This is a genomic window from Arthrobacter sp. GW822-FHT05G07 (assembly GCF_058799755.1).
This window is the reverse complement of the sequence record NZ_JBXALT010000011.1, coordinates 195,716-215,762: the sequence shown is the minus strand read 5'-3', so window position 1 is coordinate 215,762 and position 20,047 is coordinate 195,716. Positions and strand designations below refer to the sequence as shown.

General features: G+C 62.4%; 15 protein-coding genes. 7 read left to right on the top strand and 8 right to left on the bottom strand.

Annotated features, from left to right (window positions below; genetic code table 11):
- Positions 1-82 precede the first annotated feature (82 nt).
- Positions 83-814, bottom strand: a complete 732-nt coding sequence (gene lipB / locus AC1RJY_RS19170; protein ID WP_498603017.1) for a lipoyl(octanoyl) transferase LipB — start codon at positions 812-814, stop codon at positions 83-85.
- Between the two features lie 88 nt (positions 815-902).
- Here lipB and AC1RJY_RS19165 point away from each other — a divergent pair, with 88 nt between their 5' ends.
- Positions 903-2,579, top strand: coding sequence for a serine/threonine-protein kinase (locus AC1RJY_RS19165; protein ID WP_498603016.1), 1,677 nt, complete (start codon positions 903-905; stop codon positions 2,577-2,579).
- A 64-nt stretch (positions 2,580-2,643) separates the two neighbouring features.
- Here AC1RJY_RS19165 and AC1RJY_RS19160 read toward each other — a convergent pair whose 3' ends face one another.
- Positions 2,644-3,543: a TIGR01777 family oxidoreductase gene (locus AC1RJY_RS19160; protein WP_014921383.1), complete on the bottom strand. Its 900-nt coding sequence runs from the start codon at positions 3,541-3,543 to the stop codon at positions 2,644-2,646.
- 85 nt (positions 3,544-3,628) lie between these two features.
- Between AC1RJY_RS19160 and AC1RJY_RS19155 the strand changes: the two genes are divergently transcribed.
- The gene (locus AC1RJY_RS19155; protein ID WP_498603015.1) at positions 3,629-7,147 is read left to right on the top strand and encodes a S41 family peptidase; all 3,519 of its coding nucleotides are present in this window, start codon (positions 3,629-3,631) and stop codon (positions 7,145-7,147) included.
- Between the two features lie 86 nt (positions 7,148-7,233).
- Here AC1RJY_RS19155 and AC1RJY_RS19150 read toward each other — a convergent pair whose 3' ends face one another.
- Positions 7,234-7,662, bottom strand: a complete 429-nt coding sequence (locus AC1RJY_RS19150; RefSeq protein ID WP_419199743.1) for an OsmC family protein — start codon at positions 7,660-7,662, stop codon at positions 7,234-7,236.
- A gap of 133 nt (positions 7,663-7,795) precedes the next feature.
- Between AC1RJY_RS19150 and AC1RJY_RS19145 the strand changes: the two genes are divergently transcribed.
- Complete coding sequence (locus AC1RJY_RS19145) at positions 7,796-8,179, top strand: VOC family protein (protein WP_011774457.1); 384 nt, start codon at positions 7,796-7,798, stop codon at positions 8,177-8,179.
- 121 nt (positions 8,180-8,300) lie between these two features.
- Here the strand turns inward: AC1RJY_RS19145 and AC1RJY_RS19140 are convergent, their stop codons facing one another.
- The 4 genes from AC1RJY_RS19140 to AC1RJY_RS19125 all read right to left on the bottom strand — a co-directional run bounded on the left by AC1RJY_RS19140 (position 8,301) and on the right by AC1RJY_RS19125 (position 13,851).
- Entirely contained in the window at positions 8,301-8,654 is a 354-nt protein-coding gene (locus tag AC1RJY_RS19140) for a hypothetical protein (RefSeq protein WP_011774458.1), read from the bottom strand.
- 146 nt (positions 8,655-8,800) lie between these two features.
- The gene (sucB, locus tag AC1RJY_RS19135; RefSeq protein ID WP_014921386.1) at positions 8,801-10,534 is read right to left on the bottom strand and encodes a 2-oxoglutarate dehydrogenase, E2 component, dihydrolipoamide succinyltransferase; all 1,734 of its coding nucleotides are present in this window, start codon (positions 10,532-10,534) and stop codon (positions 8,801-8,803) included.
- 112 nt (positions 10,535-10,646) lie between these two features.
- On the bottom strand, positions 10,647-12,029 hold the full coding sequence (gene lpdA / locus AC1RJY_RS19130; protein WP_026005508.1) for a dihydrolipoyl dehydrogenase: 1,383 nt from the start codon (positions 12,027-12,029) through the stop codon (positions 10,647-10,649).
- Between the two features lie 298 nt (positions 12,030-12,327).
- Positions 12,328-13,851: a leucyl aminopeptidase gene (locus AC1RJY_RS19125; RefSeq protein ID WP_014921387.1), complete on the bottom strand. Its 1,524-nt coding sequence runs from the start codon at positions 13,849-13,851 to the stop codon at positions 12,328-12,330.
- A 345-nt stretch (positions 13,852-14,196) separates the two neighbouring features.
- Between AC1RJY_RS19125 and AC1RJY_RS19120 the strand changes: the two genes are divergently transcribed.
- The 4 genes from AC1RJY_RS19120 (at position 14,197) to AC1RJY_RS19105 (ending at position 19,449) form a co-directional block, all read left to right on the top strand.
- Positions 14,197-15,135, top strand: coding sequence for a proteasome assembly chaperone family protein (locus AC1RJY_RS19120; protein WP_043470029.1), 939 nt, complete (start codon positions 14,197-14,199; stop codon positions 15,133-15,135).
- Between the two features lie 35 nt (positions 15,136-15,170).
- Positions 15,171-16,526, top strand: a complete 1,356-nt coding sequence (locus AC1RJY_RS19115; RefSeq protein WP_498603014.1) for an MFS transporter — start codon at positions 15,171-15,173, stop codon at positions 16,524-16,526.
- Between the two features lie 109 nt (positions 16,527-16,635).
- Positions 16,636-17,889, top strand: coding sequence for a DUF4192 domain-containing protein (locus tag AC1RJY_RS19110; RefSeq protein WP_498603013.1), 1,254 nt, complete (start codon positions 16,636-16,638; stop codon positions 17,887-17,889).
- A gap of 246 nt (positions 17,890-18,135) precedes the next feature.
- A complete protein-coding gene (locus AC1RJY_RS19105) occupies positions 18,136-19,449 on the top strand; it encodes an RNA polymerase sigma factor (RefSeq protein ID WP_011774465.1) in 1,314 nt (437 codons plus the stop codon).
- Positions 19,450-19,629: 180 nt separating this feature from the next.
- Here the strand turns inward: AC1RJY_RS19105 and AC1RJY_RS19100 are convergent, their stop codons facing one another.
- Complete coding sequence (locus AC1RJY_RS19100; protein ID WP_018778705.1) at positions 19,630-19,851, bottom strand: DUF7455 domain-containing protein; 222 nt, start codon at positions 19,849-19,851, stop codon at positions 19,630-19,632.
- Between the last annotated feature and the right edge of the window lie 196 nt (positions 19,852-20,047).

The window sequence follows — 20,047 nt, the reverse complement described above, 5'->3', positions numbered from 1 at the left end:
ATCCACTCGGGCTTACGTTCAACCGGGACCGCCGAGTTACGCTGCTCAACGCGCAGCAACTTACGGCCTTCAGGTGCCAAGGTCACTGGAGTGCTCCTTCGGGTGTGGAAACGAGTGCTTCTTCATGCTTGCTGAATTCTTCAACGAAGCGGTCAACGATGTCGGCGGGGTTGATGGTCCGGCCGGTTTCCAGCGACATGGTGGTGACGCTGGCGTCGGTGATGCCACAGGCGATGATCTGCGCATAGGGCGCTAGGTCATTGCTGCAGTTGATGGCCACGCCGTGCATGGTGACGCCGTCCAGAACGCGAATGCCGATCGCGGCAATCTTGCGGTCGGGTCCCTTGTCATCTGCAAGAATCCAGACTCCGGCCCGGCCTTTCACGGTGACGGCCTTAATGCCGTAGTCCTGCATGACGGCAATCATGATGGCTTCAAGCCGTTCCACGTAGTCGCGGATACCGGCACGGTTCTTGAGTTTGAGGATCGGATAGGCAATGAGCTGACCTGGGCCGTGCCACGTTAATTTCCCGCCGCGATCCACGGGAACAACGGGTGTGCCGTCAAAGGGGCGCTCGTGGTCCTCCGTGAGTTTGCCGGCCGTGTAGACGGCGGCGTGCTCAAGGATCAAGACGGTGCTGTTCTTCTCGCCCGCAACAACTTTGTTGTGGATGTCGCGCTGCAGGTCCCAGCCCTGCATGTAATCGACAAAATCCGGGGCAAGACCCAGTTGTGAAAACTCAAGAGTCATGGTTTCAAGCTTAGACCCAGCGGGAGACTGGCCATGGTTTTGTGGTGAAGCTCTCAGTCGCATCTTGGGCTATGGGGGGGCGGGGAATGGTTCGAGTCAGCGCCTGTGGATAACTTCTGCGGAAAATCAGGCATTCCGGTACACCTTGTTTATGGAAACTCTGGAAACTTTGGAAACAACGGCCACCGTGGCTCCTCACATTCCGGGCTACACGATGTCCCGCCCATTGGGCCAGGGCAGTAGTTCCACCGTTTGGCTTGCCACAAGGGATATGGACGGGGCGCGGTTTGCGGTCAAATGCGCCAAGCCCGGTGCGGCTGGTGATCGGGCAACGGCCCAAGTTCTTGAAGACCTTTCCCGCGAGATGAGGCTCCTCTCCGATCTTCAGCACAAGCACCTCATCCGTGTCCACGAAGTCCTCCACGTGGGTGGCATGGCCGAGGGAACACAGGGGATTGTGATGGACTATGCCGCGGGTGGCTCACTGGCCAACCTGGTATCCGCGAGGGGGAAGCTCAGCATCGGGGAAACAGTGACCATCTTGACCCCCATCGCCCAGGCGTTGGAGTACCTGCATGTCAACGGCACGGAGCACGGAGACGTGTCGCCCGGCAATGTTTTGTTCACAGCCGTTGGGATGCCACTGCTCGCGGACCTTGGCATCGCTGCCCAGGTGGGCGACAAGCCACAAAACCCGGGAGTCGGAACGCCCGGATTCATGGACCCTGCGGCTGACGAATCCAAGGACGGCAGTACTTCCCGCGAAAGCCTCCAACCGCATCGTGACGTCTATTCGCTTGGAGCAGTCGGTTGGTACTGCCTGACGGGGGCAGCTCCGGAACAGGAACAGGATCGCCCACCGTTGTCACTTCTGGTCCCGGAAGTACCCAAGGCCCTTGCCGCAGCTTTGGAGGCGGCCTTGGACCCCGATCCCCGGAATCGTCCGACGGCTAGGGAACTTGGCACGGCGATCTTCAGAAGTGCTGCCCCCGAGGCCCTTGACTTGTCCGGTGCAGTTCATTCGTCGGTGATTCCTGAATTGCTCACCCGGCGTGAGACGTTGGGGCGTTCGCCACGCCAGACAATCCTTTGGTTGACGAGGTGGCGGAGATTGCTGCAGGTGAGGCGGAGACCTGTGCTCCGAAGGTCAGGCCGTCCGCGTCGCCGGCACGACAGTCCCCGGCAGGACAGGCTTAGGGGCGGCCCAGGCGGCAGCCTTGGCATCCGCTTGGTTGCCTTGGCAGTGGTGGGCGCGCTCATCGGCGCTGCGTCGTGGATTCTTTGGCAGCAGGACCGCCCGACGACGGCGATGGCGCACCAAGCGGCGATGGAGACCGGCGTGGCCGACCCCGGTCAGGAAGCGGAACTGCGGGACCTCGAGGACGCTCAGAAGATAAAGGACCTTCCTGATGCACTTTCTGAAACGCTCCGATCAGCGGATCCCTTGGTTGCAGTGCCCGCATTGTCAGCCGTGCGTGACATGGCCTTGGGGGAGCGGCGCCTCGACCTTTTGGACTCGGTCAATGCGCCTGGTTCGCCGGCCGAAGCGACGGACAAGCAGCTTAGTGATTATCTTCGGGGTGCTGGTACAGCGTTTGCAGGACTCCGTACAACGTTGACGGCTCTGACCGTTGAAGGACCTCCGCAGCCAGATCATGTGCTGGTAGCGGTTACAGCCGCCACGTCCGGCTACGAGGAACGTCTGGCATCAGGGGCAGTTGTCAGGACCGAGGGTGCGGGAAAGCCGCAGCAACTCCGGCTGGACCTGGTTCGTTCGGAGGGGCGCTGGTGGATTTCCGGAATTCTTGGCGCCGTTTCCGCAGGCTGAGATGCAACGGAAGGGGCTGCCCTGCGCAGGGTGTGGGAACCTGCTGCGCCAGCTGAGGACGTGTTTAGTGGGCCTTTTCCGAGCTGAGCCACGCCATGGCGTCGCGGAGGGAGGGGTGCAGCCATTGGAAGCCGGATTCCTGCAACCGTGCGGGCTCCATTCGCTGGTTGGCCATGACGAGTTCGTCCGCCAACCCGCCCAGGACCAGTCGCAGGGCAGGGCGGGGAACACGGCAGAAGGCCGGCTTGTGGAAAGCCTTGGCGAGGCCCGCGACAATCGTGTTCACATCTGCGCTTTCCGGGGCGCAGACATTTACCGGACCTTCAATGTCTGCTGTGAGGAGGTGCGCGAGGGCTCCGGCTTCATCGGCCAGGGTGATCCATGGCCAGTACTGGCGTCCGTTCCCAAAGGGTCCTCCCAGCCCGAGCTTCAACAAGGGAAGCAATGGGCCCAGCGCGCCACCGGAGGTGCTGAGCACCACGCCTGTCCTGGGCGTCACCACCCTCACCCCCGTGGGTGCGGTCCTGGCCGTGCGCTCCCATTCATCGGTCAGGCGGCCAAGCACGCCGCCGCCGTTGCCGGAGTCCTCCCGGAGAACTCCATCGCGTGACGCCCCGTAGTAGCCGGAGGCGGATTGGCTGATGAAGACAGCGGGCGGTTTGCTGAGGCGTTGCATGGCAGCGGTCAGGGTCTGGGTGGGCTGGAGGCGGGATTCCTTGAGGACCCGAATCCGGCGTTTTGTCCAGGGGCGGTCCCCGATGCCGGCACCCGAAAGGTTCACCACGGCATCGGCGCCATCCAGGACAGCCTCGTCGAGTTCACCTTTGGTTGGGTCCCACATCCGTTCAAGAGCTGTCCTGGCCGGCCGCCGTACCAGCCGGATGACCTCATTGCCGTCTGCGGCCAATCGCTCGGACAGGGCCGTCCCGATCATTCCCGAAGCTCCGGACATCACAATTCTCATGACCCATCTCACCATGGCGAACGCTTGTGGTGGAAACGACAGTGGATGCCGCTACTGACACGTGCCTCTTGACTATGATCGAACAATGACCTCCTCCAGCTACCTCCGTTTCCCGCATGTGCACGGCGATCTGGTCACTTTCGTGGCCGAAGACGACATCTGGATCGCCCCCCTTTCAGGAGGCCGCGCTTGGCGGGTTTCCTCGCAGCAACTGCCGGCAAGGAACCCACGGTTCACTCCGGACGGTAAGGGGCTGGTGTGGACCACCGTGGTGGGCACGTCACCTGAGGTGGTCACGGCGGACGTCGACGGCGGCGGGTACAGGCAGCTGAGTTACTTCGGGCACAGCACCACCAAGGTCAAGGGCTTCACACCGGCAGGAAACGTGGTGGTGACGAGCGCCTTCCAACAGGCCGAAAGCCGTCACACGCACGCGTACAGCCTCCCGCTGGACGGCGGTGCCGCCGTCGAACTTCCGTTCGGCCCGGTGGAGGCAGTCGCCTTTGGTCCGGAGATCGGTGATGAGAAACCTGTGGTCCTGGCAAGTGTTCTCTCACGTGAGCCCGCCTGGTGGAAGCGCTACCGTGGCGGCACTGCCGGGAAGCTGTGGATCGATGCCGACGGCAACGGCGAGTTCGAGCGACTGTTGCCGGAAGTGGACGGAAACCTGACCGACCCACTGTGGATCCAGGGGCGGATCGCCTTCCTGTCGGACCACGAGGGCTACGGAAACCTTTATTCGGTGCTTCCGGATGGTTCCGGACTGCGCCGGCACACGGACCACGAGGACTTCTACGTCCGGCATGCCAGCACCGACGGTACACGTGTCGTCTTTGAATCGGCAGGCGAGTTGTGGCTCATCGCGTCGTTGGACGCAGACGCCGAGCCCGTCAAGTTGAATGTCACTCTCGGCTCGGCGTCACCCGGCCGCCGCCCCGCACCGCTCAAGACCTCCACCCATTTGGGGGACGTCTTCCCCAATGTCACTGGCACTGCCAGCGCAGTGGAATCGCACGGCACCATCCACTGGCTCCGGCACAAGGACGGTCCCTCACGGGTGGTTGAGGCGACAGCCGGCGTCCGCGCCCGCCTGCCTCGACCGCTCACTGACGGCCGGATAGCTTACGTCGCCGATCACGGGGGAGTGGAGGCGCTGTACATCAAGCGCATCGCCGCGCGCCTTTCTGCCGCGGTGGAGGTTCCCAAAGTTGTTGTTGAACCGACGGCTTCGGCCGAGGAAGCGGCTCCGCTCCCCAAACCGGTCTCGGCGTCGAACGTCCTGGGACAGGGAGCAGCTTCCGCGCAGGCAGGGCCCAATATCAGGCAGGCTTCCGACGAACCGGCTCGAGCCCAGTCCGGTGAGCCGGTCACGGCCGAGCCATCCGCAGATACGGTAGGTGGCACGACGGAGAACACAGCCCCCACGTCGGCGGAAGACTCCGCAGATCTCCGACTGGATTTCCCTGCACCTACCCGGACGAGTGCTTTGGAAGCCAGCCCGGATGGTCGCTGGTTGGCTGTGGGCACGTCCTTCGGCGATGTCTTCCTTGCCGACACCGCCGCCGGTAAACTGACGCGGCTTGTCAGCGTCGGCGAAGGCAGCATCGACAAACTCTCCTGGTCCAGCGACTCGCAGTGGCTTGCCTGGTCCGAGCCGGTGACGTCCTTCGGTTCACGGAGCAAGCTCCGGATCGCCCGCCCGGCAGAGCCTGACGCGGGCATCATCGATGTCACGGACGGCCGCTTCTGCGACGAGTCTCCAAGGTTCACCCCGGACGGAAAATTCCTGGCGTTCCTGTCCAACAGGAGCTTTGACCCCGTGTACGACGGTCATTCCTTCGACCTATCCTTCCCGAGCCCCATTAAGCCGTACATGGTTGCCTTGGCAGCGGACACGCCCTCGCCGTTTGGCCCTTCCATAGACACGCTCGAGGACGCATCACCCGCCACGACAAAGTCCGACGACGGTGACGCGCCTGCCGTGCGCGTTGATGCGGAGGGGCTTGCCCATAGGGTTATTGCCGTCCCGGTACAACAGGGTAACTACTCTGACCTGGCCGTTGGTGATGGTGCGCTGTTGTGGCTCGATACTGAACTTTCGGGCGTCACGGGCGATGGGCGGGGCACCCTCCAGGACAAGAAGACGGCGCCTTCCTTGGTCCGTTACGACCTCGCCAAGCGCAAGCAGGCCACGCTCGTCAAGGCAGTGGACAGCTACCGCTTGTCGGGTGACCTCAGCCGCATCATCTACGTCCTCGATAAGCAGATCACGTCTGTCCCTGCTGACAACAAGGTGGAAGAGGACTCGGCCGACCTTGTGAAGGTGGAGCTCAACAGGGTCCGGGTCATCCTTGACCCCGTGGCTGCCTGGGGACAGGCTTTCGAGGAGGCCTGGAGGCTGCAGCGGGACTTCTTCTGGACTGCCGACATGGCAGGCCAGGATTGGGATTCCGTGTACAAACGCTACCGTCCCATCGTGGACAGGCTCGGTTCCCACGATGACTTGGTTGACCTGTTGTGGGAGATCCACGGGGAACTGGGAACATCCCATGCCTATGTGAAACCGGCCGCTGTCACCGAGCCCGGACGAAACGGTCAGGGCCGGCTTGGTGCCGAGTTCCAGCTCGGCACCAAGGGCTGGGAAATCACCCGGATCCTCGCAGGAGAGTCCTCCGACCCCCTGGCTACTTCACCATTGACGCGGCCCGGCGCGGACGCAAGGGTGGGTGACGTCCTCCTGGCGATCGACGGCGTCGAGCTTTCCGCGGTCCTGACGCCGGCGATGCAGCTGGTGGGTTCAGCGGGCAGGACCGTGGAGCTGACGCTCTTGAACGGTGATGGCCACGGTCAAGCGGCTGGCGAGCAACGACGGGTTGCCGTAGTTCCCGTCCGTGACGAGGAGCGGTTGCGGTACCAGGACTGGGTCCGGGCTAACCGACGCACCGTCCGTGAGGCATCGGACGGCAAGTTCGGCTACCTGCACGTCCCGGACATGATGGCCAACGGCTGGGCGCAGCTCCACCGCGACCTCGATACTGAGACCGCATTGGACGGCCTGATTGTGGACGTGCGGCGCAACCGTGGAGGACACACCTCCCAGTTGGTTGCTGAACTGATCGGGCGCAAGGTCACAGGCTGGAGCATGCCGCGTGGTGAAAAGCCGCGGACATACCCGCACCACGCACCTCGCGGACCCGTGATCATCCTCGCCGATGAATTCGCCGGATCCGACGGCGACATCATCACCCAGGTGTCCAAGCTCAGGGGCATCGGCCCCGTCATCGGTACGCGGACGTGGGGTGGCGTTGTGGGCATCGACAACCGCTTCGCGCTTGCCGATGGCACTGGTGTCACCCAGCCCCGATACGCAACCTGGTTCAGTGGCGGAATCGGCTGGGACGTTGAAAACCGGGGCGTGGAGCCTGACATCGAAGTACTGTTCCCGCCGCACGCGTACGCCGCCGGGACCGATCCGCAACTGGAGTACGGAATTGGTGCACTCAAGGAAATGATCCAGGAGCTGCCCACTGACCGTCCTCCGTTGCGTGAAGGCTACCGAAAGGTCCGGCCGGCACCACTGCCCTCGCGCCCCCAAAAGAGCTGACAAGAACCAGGCGCAGAAGAGCCCCGCCACTTCCCTGAGGGGGAGTGACGGGGCTCTTCCGGGCTTACGGGTGGTGCTGTTCGGTGCTACACCGCGAGGGTGGCATCCAAGGTGATCTCGATGCTGGCCAGAGCGCCGGAAACGGGGCAGCCGGTCTTTGCGTCCTCGGAAATACGGCGGAAGTCCTCTTCGGAGAGGCCCGGAACCTTCGCGGTCATGGTCAGGTGGCTGCCGGTGATGCCTGTGCCCGGAACGAAGGTAACGTCAGCCTTGGTCTGCACTTCCTCAGCGGTGAATCCTTCGCCGGCAAGGGCGTGGCTGAAGGCCATGGAGAAGCAAGCGGAGTGGGCAGCGGCGATCAGTTCTTCCGGGCTGGTTTTGCCGCCGGACTGTTCGGTCCGTGCCTTCCAAGTGACATCGAACGTGCCCAGTCCTGAGCTGTCCAGCGTTGTGTTGCCGGCGCCTTCAATCAGGTTGCCGTTCCAAACCGTGTGTGCGGTGCGTGTTGCTGCCATGTCCACTCCTTGGGGTCGTTGTGAGTCGGCAACCAGCCTTCGGCAGGTGCCACCGGGATCAATCCTAGGGATTTGCCTGCCGGACCGCACGGCCATTCCGCTGACAGTGGATTGTGACCCCTAGACTGGCGAAATGGATACCGAAAAACTCGCACCTGCCGGGCGCAACCGGGGACCCAGAATCGCGTCCATCATGGTTAACGCCGCCGACGCTGCCCGCCTGTCAGCTTTCTGGTCGGAGCTGCTGGACATGCCCGTAGCAGCGGAACATGAAGGTTACATCTGGCTTCGGCCGGCTGAACCGGGCCTGCCGCAACTGGCATTCCAACAAGTCTCTACACCCACCGAAGGGCGACGTCGCCTGCACCTGGACCTTCACGACGCAGATCCCTCAGCGCTGCGGCGCAAAGCTGAGACGTTGGGGGCTACTTTCGTGGAGGCGCACGACATCGGAGATTTCCACTGGGACGTCATGCAGGATCCCGAGGGCAACGAATTTTGCATAGCCCAGGAGTAGTCGCCTAAAGACAGCGTCGGAGAACATCAGTCCGTTAAAGTCAGCGGCCGTCCCGCACTGCCTTCAGGCAGAACAGGACGGCCGCCGGTACCTAAGGAGCTACCTGGGATAGGGCCCCGGATTAGTTCCAGAGGGTGGCGATGGCGATGTTGATCAATGCCAGGCCGCCCACTCCGTGGGCCAGGCCGGTAGACACCGGTTCGCCGTTCTTCACCTTGCGGGAGCCGATAACTGCGAGAACTGCTACGGCCACACCAATGGCGAACTTGACGCCGAGCTTGAAGTAGTTGGGATCGGCGTCAGGCAGCAAGGGGAATACACCCATCATGGCGATGCCTGTGAGGAGCTGCAGGAAGGCGCCATCGCGCTGACGTGGGTGGACCGTCGGCGCCTTGAGGGTGGCGATCCAGTAACCCACAATCATGGCTGCGCCGACGATGTGCAAGAACACCAGGATGTTGAAGAGAATACTCATGGCCCAAGCTTATCCAGTTGGTTCTACGTCCCGTAGCAAAGCCACGCTGATGCTGTCAGGTGCTTGGAAACAGAAAGGCAGGTTACCGGATTCCCGGTAACCTGCCTTTTGATACTGCAGTCAGTGCTGCTTATTGATGCAGGGTCTTAGAGACCGAGGTCTGCTTCGAAAGCGCCTTCTTCAAGGCGGGCCTTGAGGGTCTGCAGGAAGCGTCCGGCATCAGCACCGTCCACCAGGCGGTGGTCGTACGTGAGGGACAGGTACATCATGGAGCGGATGGCGATCGAGTCGTCACCGTTTTCGTCGGCAACCACGACGGCGCGCTTGACGATCGCACCGGTTCCGAGAATGCCTACCTGCGGCTGGTTGATGATCGGGGTATCAAACAGTGCACCAACGGAGCCGATGTTGGTGATGCTGAACGTGCCACCGGACAGTTCGTCCGGGCCGATCTTGCCATCGCGGGTACGGCCTGCGACATCGGCGATCTTGCCGGCCAGGCCGGCGAGGTTCAGGTTGCCGGCGTCGGAAATGACGGGAACCAGTAGGCCCTTGTCAGTGTCGACGGCGATCGCCAGGTGTTCGGCGTTGTGGTAGGTGATTTCCTGCTTCGACTCGTCGTAAGCAGCGTTCAGCTTGGGGTGCTGCTTCAGGGCCTCGGCCACAGCCTTGGCGATGAACGGCAGGAAGGTCAGCTTGACGCCGTTCTGGGCCTGGAACGAGTTCTTGGCCTTGAGGCGGAGCTTGGCGATCTTGGTCATGTCGACCTCGTGCACCTGTGTCAGCTGAGTGGAGACCTCAAGGGACTCGCGCATGCGGCGGGCAATGACCTGACGGATACGCGGGGCCTTCTCAGTGGTGCCACGCAAGGAGGATGCGACCACGGGGGCAGCGGCCTTGGCTGCCGGTGCTGCGGCCGGAGCAGCTGCAGCGGGGGCTGCGGCTGCCTGCTTTGCTTCCGCAGCAGCCAGAACATCCTGCTTACGGATGCGGCCACCGACGCCGGTGCCGGAGACCGAAGCGATGTCCACGCCGTGCTGGTTGGCAAGCTTACGGACCAGGGGAGTGACGTAGCCGGATTCCGAAGAACCTTCAGCCGCGGGAGCAGCCGGAGCTGCGGCGGGAGCAGGCGCGGCTGCCGGAGCGGCCGGGGCGGGTGCAGCAGCCGGAGCAGCCGGAGCAGCAGCCGGGGCGGGTGCAGCAGCGGGAGCGGCCGGTGCCTCAGCCGCAGGTGCAGCCGGAGCGGGAGCAGATGCAGGCGCAGCTGCGCCGGAACCGATGACGGCCAGGACGGAGCCAACCTCTGCTGTCTCGTCCTCGCTGACACGGATTTCCTGCAGGGTGCCGGCAACCGGGGAAGGAATTTCGGTGTCTACCTTGTCGGTGGAGACCTCGAGGAGCGGTTCGTCGACCTCCACGGTGTCGCCAACGGCCTTGAGCCAGCGGGTGACAGTACCTTCGGTGACGCTCTCGCCCAATGCCGGGAGGGTCACTTCGTGGCCTTCACCCGAAGCGGCGGGGGCTTCAGCTGCTGGTGCTTCTTCAGCGGCGGGGGCGGCAGGAGCTTCCTCGGCCGGTGCAGCCTGCTCTGCAGGGGCTTCCTCAGCCGGTGCGGCCTCAGCTGCCGGAGCAGCTGAACCGGAGCCGTCGCCGATGCGGACCAAGGGGGCGCCCACTTCGGCCGTCTCGTCTTCAGCGACGAGGATTTCTTCGATGACGCCTGAGATCGGAGAAGGGATTTCGGTGTCTACTTTGTCGGTTGAAACCTCGAGCAACGGCTCGTCGATCTCTACCCGGTCACCAACCTGCTTGAGCCAGCGGGTGACGGTTCCTTCGGTGACACTCTCACCGAGGGCGGGCAAGTTAACGGATTCAGACATGTCGTCCCCGTTCTCCTTATTGATCTTTGTGCGGATGAATTCTGCTGGTCCGGATCGGGTGCATGCGGCATATTCCGCCGCATGCACCCGATCCGTTGGGTCTTGGTAAGACTTAGCCGTGGAGTGCCTTGCCCGCGAGGGCAAGGTGGGCTTCGCCCAGGCTTTCGTTCTGGGTGGGGTGGGCGTGGACCAGCTGGGCCACGTCCTCCGGGTAGGCTTCCCAGTTCACGATCAGCTGGGCTTCACCGATCTGCTCGCCCATGCGGGAGCCGATCATGTGGATGCCAACCACGGGGCCATCCTTCTGGCGTACGAGCTTGACGATGCCACCGGTGCCGAGGATTGAGCTCTTGCCGTTGCCGGCAAGGTTGTATTCCTGGGTCTGCACCTGGTCGTCGCCGAACTTCTCCTTGGCGGCTTTTTCTGTGTAGCCCACCGTGGCGATTTCAGGTTCGCAGTAGGTGACCTTGGGGATGTTGATGTCCTCGACGATTGCCGGGTTCAGGCCGGCGATTTCCTCGGCGACGAAGATGCCCTGCTGGTAGCCGCGGTGCGCGAGCTGGACGCCGGGGACGATGTCGCCGACGGCGTAGATGTTGCCAACGCCGGTGTGGAGGCGTTCGTTGGTGATGACGAAGCCACGGTCGATGGTGATGCCTGCTTCTTCGTAGCCAAGGTTGGCGGTCACCGGACCGCGGCCAACGGCTACGAGCAGGAGGTCGGCTTCGAACGTCTGGCCATCAACCAAGGTGACCTTGACGCCGTCGTCGTTCTGCTCAACGCCCTGGAAGAAGATGCCGGTGGTGAACTTGATGCCGCGCTTCTTGAAGGCACGCTCAAGGTTCTTGACGATCGAGGCGTCCTCGTTGGGAACCAAGGAGGGGAGGCCCTCAATGATGGTGACGTCCACGCCGAAGGACTTCCAGACGGACGCGAACTCGACGCCGATGACGCCGCCGCCCAGGACGATGGCGCTCTTGGGGATGTAGTCCATGGTGAGGGCTTGGTCCGAGGTGATGACCTTGCCGCCGATTTCCAAGCCGGGAAGTGAACGGGAGTACGAACCCGTGGCCAGGACGATGTTCTTGCCAGTATAGGAGGTGCCGTTCACGACGACAGTGTTGTTGCCCTGAAGCTTGCCTTCACCCTCGATGACGGTGATGCCCTTGGACTTGATCAGTCCTTGGAGGCCCTTGAACTTACCGGCGATGATGCCGTCCTTGTACGCGTTCACGGCCGACATGTCGATGCTGTCGAGCGTGACATTCACGCCGTACTTGGCGGAATCCCGTGCGTGGTCGGCCAGTTCGGCCGAGTGCAGGAGTGCCTTGGTGGGGATACAACCGTTGTGCAGGCAGGTTCCGCCGAGCTTTGCCTTTTCCACAAGGCCAACGGTGAACCCAAGCTGTACGGCCCGCAGGGCAGTGGCGTAGCCGCCGCTGCCGCCACCGAGTACCAGGATGTCGAATTCTTGCGCAGTTGCCTGATCGGCCACTAAAACGCTCCCTCGCGTGAATGATGACACGGGACTGCGTGCCATCTGGTCTTTGGAACTTGTTCTGCCGTGATTATGCCAGCACCTAAGTTCTCTTGCATTTGTGACTATCGAGTTCACCTTAGCGAACCACCTACCCATGCTCCACCCTCTGCAGGCGTTTGTGGAGCGCTTGTGTCGAGACTCACGTTCCCTTGTGACACAGCGCTACACCCCGCATAATTCCGGGGTTGCGCCGGCCGCCGCCGAGGAACCGGCAAGGGGCCTGCGCAACCCGGAAGGGCATGGGGGAGCGGTGCTAGGCGGAGACCGCCAAGAGATCCTCAGCGTAGGCAACCAGGGTGCGGACGGTGCATCCGGTTCCCTGCTTGGGCGTGTAACCATACGGGGCGCCGTTGTTGAACGACGGGCCGGCGATATCAACGTGGGCCCACGGGATCTGCTGGCCGTCGTCGTTCTTGCCCACGAATTCACGAAGGAAGACAGCTGCGGTCATCATGCCGCCGTTGCGCTCACCGATGTTGGCGAGGTCCGCAACCTGCGAGTCCAGGCTGGGCCGGAGTTCTTCGGGGAGCGGCATCGGCCACACCAGTTCGCCCGCCCTGTCGGCCGCCGACTTCAGCGCTGCCGTGACGGAATCGGATCCCATGACGCCGGCAGTGCGCAACCCGAGGGCGATGAGCTGCGCGCCGGTCAGGGTTGCGACGTCAATGATGGCGTCCGGCTTCTCCAAGCTGGCAGCAACGATGCCGTCGGCCATCACCAAACGCCCCTCAGCGTCCGTGTTCAGAACCTCAACAGTCTTGCCGCCGTAAATGGTGAATACGTCAGCAGGCCGCGCTGCGGCACCGGAGGGCATGTTCTCCGCGATGCAGAGCCAGGCAGTTGCTTTCAGGGGCAGGCCAAGGGAGGCGATGGCCAGGACCGTGTTAAGTACGACGGCGGCACCCGCCATGTCGCTCTTCATGTCGCCCATGCCGAGGGCCGGCTTAATGGAAATGCCGCCGGTGTCGAAAGTGATGCCCTTGCCCACGAGTGCAATCTTCTTTGTGGCCTTGGCGGGGGCGTATTCCACCTTGACGAGGCGCGGTTGGCGGGTGGACCCCTTGCCGACGCCGAGAATACCTCCGAAGCCTTCCTTTTCCAGGCGCTTTTCATCCCAGACCGTGATTTTGACCGGAAGGCCCTTGGCGAGTTCCTTGGCGGACTCGGCGAACGACTCGGGATAAAGGTGGCTCGGCGGCTGGTTGACCAGGGTGCGGGTGGTGTTCACGGCACGAGCGAGGACAATCGCCCGATCAAGTGCCGGTTGGGCAGACTTGGCTTCGACATCCGAGAAAATCAGGGCCTTGGCTACTGGTGCCTTCAGTCCATCCTTGCTGGAACGGTGCTCTGTGTAGGAGTACGCGCCCAGGGCGGCTCCTTCGGCGACGGCTGCGACATCGGCGAGGGTCGCCGTCGGAAGGGCCAAGGTGACCGAAGAGGTACCGGCAAGCTGGCGCACAGCGGATCCCGCCGCACGCCGCAGCGCTTCTTCGCTGAGGCTGCCGTCATCGGACAGCTTCCCGACGCCGGCAAGAACAAGAATCCCGGAGCCTGTTTCCGGAAGGCCCGGAAGGCGGTGCGCCTGGTCGGCTGCGCCGGTGATCCCTAAAAGCTGCAAGGAACCCGCAAGGGATTCGGCGGCCTTCGCGCTCAGCGGGTTGGAAAGCAATACCGGCCCGTCCGCGCCTTGCGCGACGCCAATCACCAGCGCGTCGCTGGGGGACTTTTTCAGGTCCTTGGCGATGATGCCCAGGATGATGTCAGTAGTCTTGACCACGAGGATGTGTCCTCACTTCTCTCTGCATTGCATGGCGGGGCCGCATGTTTGGCGGCCTGCCCCGGTACGCCCCCGACGTCTTCTTGCGACGGCGGCCTTGGTCTTCAGGTCCAGCGTCGCAAAAGGGCGCCGGCCCGTTTCGATCGTAGTCTCTAGAACGCTGCGGACGGCAATTAAATGAGAGCTGCGGCACATCAGGGGCAGGAATGCCCCTTGGCCGCCCAGCGTTGTATGGATTAATAGAGTCCCGCCGCCAAGCAAGTGCCCAGCGATGTTATGTCGCCGGGTGTCATGTGCTGGGTACCGGAACCTCCCCGAACTTTGTCATTGCGAAAGGAACACGCCGTGTTTGAACGGATATCCGGCTCCCTCCTGGACCCCGAATCGCTGTACGCGCGAAACATCGAGACCTTCCACAGCCCCGAGCTTCGCGGGTTGAACATGGTCATGGGATTCACGGGCTTTGCCGATGCCGGTCACGTGGTCCGGCAGATCAACGCGGAACTGTTGGACGAACTGGGCGCCGAGGTGGTGGCCATGTTCGATGCCGACCAACTCATCGACTACCGTTCCAGGAGGCCCCACATCAGCTTTGTGGAGGACCATCTGCAGGACTACCAGGCGCCAAAGCTCGGGCTGTACAAGCTGAACGACGGTCTCGGCCAACCTTTCCTGTTGCTTGCCGGCTTCGAGCCCGACCTGCAGTGGGAGCGCTTCTCGCGTGCCGTCGTCGGAATCGTGGAAGAACTCGACGTCAACCTGGTGACCTGGATCCATTCCATCCCCATGCCCGTTCCGCACACGCGGCCTGTCGGGGTGACGGTCCACGGCAACATGCCGGACCTCATTGAGGGAATATCGAGTTGGAAGCCCACCGTGGATGTTCCTGCCGCCATTGGACACATCCTGGAACTCCGGCTCACCGAAGCGGAGCGCAACGTAGCCGGCTACGTTATCCACGTCCCGCATTACCTTTCCGAAGCTGAGTACCCGCCGGCCGCGGTCGCCGGTTTGGAATACCTGGGGGCGGCAACATCCCTCATGCTGCCGACGGACAGGCTCCGGGAAGCCGGCCGTGAAGTGGGCCGCCAGATCGCCGAGCAGATCGAAGCTTCCGAAGAAGTGCAGGCAGTAGTGACCAATCTTGAGACGCGCTACGACGAGAAATCCGAGGGCATTGTCCGCCGCTCGCTGCTGGCCGACGAAAATGATGAACTGCCCAATGCCGAGGACATTGGCGCAGCCGTCGAGGCGTACTTGGCCCGTAAAGACTCGCCTCAATAAATCAGCTTTGAGTTGCTGACAGGCATAATTGTGGGGTGAATGCTCCCCGCGCCTGGCTCATCTGGACGATCGGCGTGTTCGCCTACCTCGTGGCGGTTGCGCAGCGAACCTCTTTTGGTGTCGCAGGGCTGGAAGCCACTGAGCGTTTTCATGCCAGTGCCGCTGCCATCTCCTTTTTCACGGTGCTTCAACTCCTGGTTTACGCAGGGCTGCAGATTCCCGTCGGCGTCTTGGTGGACAGGTTCGGTTCGCGGGCCATGGTGGCCGGCGGGGCCGTGCTCATGGGGCTGGGGCAGCTCCAGTTGGCTTTCGCGGACAGTGTTCCCGGTGGCGTCCTGGGCCGGGTCCTGGTGGGAGCCGGCGACGCGATGACCTTCATTTCGGTGATCCGCCTGGTCCCCTTGTGGTTCGCACCTGCCAAGGTTCCGCTGGTCACACAGCTGACCGGCATGTGTGGCCAGCTCGGCCAGCTCTTCAGCGTGGTTCCGTTTGCGCTGCTTCTTCACAACGCCGGATGGACCCCCGCGTTCCTCACCCTGGCCGCCATGTCCGTGCTGGCGGTGGTCCTGGTGCTCGCAGTGCTACGGGACGCCCCACCCGGGCACCCGCCACGGGAATCCGGCCAGGGTCTCCGCGCTACCGGCATCTCGCTGTCCCGCGCATGGAAGCAGCCTGGAACCCGGCTGGGGCTCTGGAGCCACTTCACCGTGCAGTTCAGCGGCAACCTTTTCGCCATGACCTGGGGCTATCCCTTCCTGTTGTCTGCGCAGGGACTTGATGCAGGTACCGTTTCCGGCCTCATGGCACTCTTCGTGGCCACGGCCATTGTTGCCGGCCCTGGGTTTGGCCGGTTCGTCTCAAGGCATCCCATGCGAAGATCTGCCATGGTCCTGCTGATTGCGTTGGCGACCGCCGTGGCTTGGGCTGCAGTGCTGGTTCTTCCCGAGCGCGCGCCGCTGTGGCTCCTGGCCATTTTGGTGGTGGTGCTGGCCGTGGGTGGGCCCGGATCCATGATTGGATTCGACTTCGCCAGGACATTCAACCCTTCGCACCGGATCGGTACGGCAACGGGCATCGTCAACGTTGGCGGTTTTATTGCGGCGCTCGTCGCCATCTACCTCATCGGCGTGGTCCTCGACGTCCTGTATGCCAGCGGGTTTTCCGACGGTGATCTTTACGGGCTCGCACCGTTCCGAATCGCCCTCAGTGTCCAGTTCGTACTCCTTGCCCTTGGTACGGTGCTCATCCTGGCGACGCGGCGGAAGGTGCGCCGCCAGATGGCCTCCCAAGGAATCCACGTACAGCCGCTGATGGCCGCCCTTGCCAGGCAGCGCCGGGAAAGGATTGAGCGGCGGCGTGCTTCACGGCCCGTTTCTGCGGACGACCAGTAAGGGACAGTCCGGCGCTGCTTTCCTTCCGGCGCTGTTTTACTGAGGCCGGTTTTCCACATAGGCAGGATGGTCACTGTCTCCTCCGGGAGGAGTTGAGCAGGGTGGAACCATGACTTCCAACAGAACGCTCAGCATCCACCAACCCGAAGACATTCTTGGCTACATCCCCCACATGTTGGGTTACTGGCCCGAGGACAGTCTTGTGGCCATCACCATGCAAGGGAAAGTCCTTGGCGCAACGCTGCGCGTGGATCTGCCGAAACTTGGTTCGCTCCAGGCCCGCTCATATTTCGCGGACCAGATCCGCAACTTCCTGGTTGCAGACGAGGACGCCAATGGGGTGGTTCTTGCCGTTTACACTGACGCGGGATGGGCCGACGGCAGTGTATCCCGGCAGGCAATGCCGCTGCTTGAGGCCCTTCAACTCAGCCTTGATGAAGTGGACTTATCGGTTCGGGACGCGTGGCTGGTTGGCTCCGACTACTGGCGCAGCGCCTACTGCACGAATGTGGAATGCTGCCCTGATCCGGGACTGCCTGTTGATCGCATCAAGAACAGCAGGCTCAGCGCAGAACTGGTGTATATGGGGAGCTCAATCGGTCCATCGCCCAGGAGCGCTTCCGGAAAGCCGCAGTTTGCACGTCCCGGGGTGCTGGATCCTTTGGTGCTGGCAGCGGAGTCACGCTACGGGAAGCAGATCCTCAGTTCGTGGCGGAGTGAGCGCTTTCTGGATGCGGTCCTTGCGGTGTGGTGCCACGTGCTCGGCAGGTGCGAAGCAAATGACCCACTCCAGCCCGGGGTTGACGCAGAGCTCATGGGTTTCCTCAGAACCACCCTCAGGGTCCCTTCATGGCGGGACGCCGTGGTTGTGATGGCGGCAGCAGGCATGGAATCTGCCAAGTCCGGTGCCGCAGCCTTCGGACTTCTTGTTGAGGATAGCGGCGATACGCCTTTCGACCCACAAGAACTCGGTGTGCCGGGCTTGGTTGTTCCCGCCGACAACGTCACGTCTGGAGGAAATTCCTCCAGGGACGTCTTCACGTACGGCGATGTTTTGTTGGGTATGCAACCGGACATGCCCCGCTGGAGCACCCTCGATGCGCTGCAAAAAGTTCTTGCCGGTTTATGTGTGGACGGTGAATCCGGTGTTGTACCTGCAGCGGCGCTGACCCTCCAAGGCTGGATTTCCTGGTGCAAGGGGCATGGATCCTTTGCACATGCCTGCCTCAGCCGGGCGGTGGCCGCACAACCGGGGTACCGATTGGCCGAACTGCTCATGGATCTCCTGGGCGAGGGGACCATCTGCCCGTGGGCACGGAACGCCGGCACTGCGTGGCGGGGGTTCAAGGACACGGTGGCATAGGCGGTTTGGAAATTCATCAGGCTTGCGTTTCGCAAAACCGTGAGACAATGGATGCCGAGACCCGGTTGGGTCCGCGTTCGAATGCCTGAATTGGCCCCTTGATCGGGAACAATACAGTGTCGTCGGGAGTTCTCTATAGAGACTCTGCAGACGGCGATCGCATTTGAAGTTGATCGCGGACTTGACAGGGTCATAGTGGTGTTGCCCGTATGGTGATTCCACAGACCGCCGCTAGAAAGGTTTTCTGTGACTCCGTCTTCCGTCGAGAAGGAACCCGCCGCCCAGGCCGAACTGTCCGCTGAGGAAAAGAAGGCGGCAACATCGGCAAAGCGCGCCGCGACCCGTGCTGCCAACAAGGCCTCAGAGGGCGACTCTGACAAGCCGGCACCCAAGAAGCGTGGACCCAAGCCCGGCGCGAAGGCCGCCGCTGAAGCCGCGAACAAGTCCTCAGGGTCCGACTCTGAGGAGACCAGCGGCGAGGATGAAGACTTTGATCCCGCAGCTGCCGAGGAAGTCGAAGTCGGAGAAGATGACGTCGAGGACGGCGCCACGGCCACCAAGGACAAGGCAGCTCCGTCCGGTTCGGGATTCGTCTACTCGGATGCCGACGACGATGACGCCCCTGTCCAGCAGGTCATGTCGGCCGGTGCTACAGCAGACCCCGTCAAGGACTACCTGAAGCAGATCGGCAAGGTTGCACTGCTGAACGCAGAGCAGGAAGTCGACCTCGCCCTTCGGATTGAGGCCGGCCTCTTTGCCGAGGAAAAGATCAACGCTGACGACGGGTCCATGGATCCCAAGCTCAAGCGTGAACTTGAATTCGTCATCCACGACGGCAAGCGCGCCAAGAACCACCTGCTCGAAGCCAACTTGCGCCTCGTCGTTTCCTTGGCCAAGCGCTACACCGGCCGCGGCATGCTCTTCCTCGACCTGATTCAGGAAGGCAATCTGGGCCTTATCCGCGCTGTGGAGAAGTTCGACTACACCAAGGGCTTCAAGTTCTCCACCTACGCAACATGGTGGATCCGCCAGGCCATTACCCGTGCCATGGCAGACCAGGCCCGCACCATTCGTATTCCGGTGCACATGGTGGAAGTCATCAACAAGCTGGCCCGCGTACAGCGCCAAATGCTTCAGGACCTCGGCCGTGAACCGACGCCTGAGGAGCTGGCGCTCGAACTGGACATGACGCCCGAGAAGGTTGTTGAAGTTCAGAAGTACGGACGTGAGCCCATTTCGCTGCACACCCCGCTGGGCGAGGACGGTGACTCGGAATTCGGTGACCTGATTGAGGACTCGGAGGCCGTTGTTCCTGCCGACGCCGTTAGCTTTACGCTGCTTCAGGAGCAGTTGCATTCAGTTTTGGACACCTTGTCCGAGCGTGAAGCCGGAGTGGTGGCAATGCGCTTCGGCCTGACCGATGGCCAGCCGAAGACTTTAGACGAAATCGGCAAGGTCTACGGCGTCACGCGTGAGCGTATCCGCCAGATCGAATCCAAGACCATGTCCAAGCTGCGCCACCCGTCCCGCTCGCAGGTCCTGCGCGACTACCTGGACTAAAAACACCCAGAGTCAGTGATGAAGCGGCCCTGTCGGACTTTCCGGCTGGGCCGCTTTTCTTGTGCGCAACATGCTGAACGCAGCCGACTGACCACAAGAGACTGAACGCAACAAGGCCCCTCCCGAAAGGGGAGGAGCCTTGTTATACGATCAAAAAGGGTTTCCGGATAGCCGGACTGCCTAGTCGACGGGGACGGGAGCCTTCTCGTTGAGGCGCTCGGTCTCATCGTGCCAGTCAGAAGTCATGGGCCGAAGCGTAGCTTCAACTGCACGTGCGTGGTGGCCGCAGAAGAGCAGCTCACCGCCGGAGGACTCGAGTACAACGCGGACGTACGCCTGGGCTCCGCAACGGTCACAGCGGTCAGCTGCGTTCAGCGTGCGGTCTGCAACTGCTGTTGTCATGTCGGCCTCCTTAGTAGTTCTGTACATCCATATAACCAGCATTCGACGCAGATCCATGGCAAGGATGGGTCACTTTCGCTGTCCGCGTATCACATGTGCGTAACGTAACCGGGCAGGCTGCGTCCGCGCTGGAGTGGCAAACCGTGTCTGATGCCTTCCCCGGCTAGGCTGGTACGGGCAGTGTTTGCCTTGAATT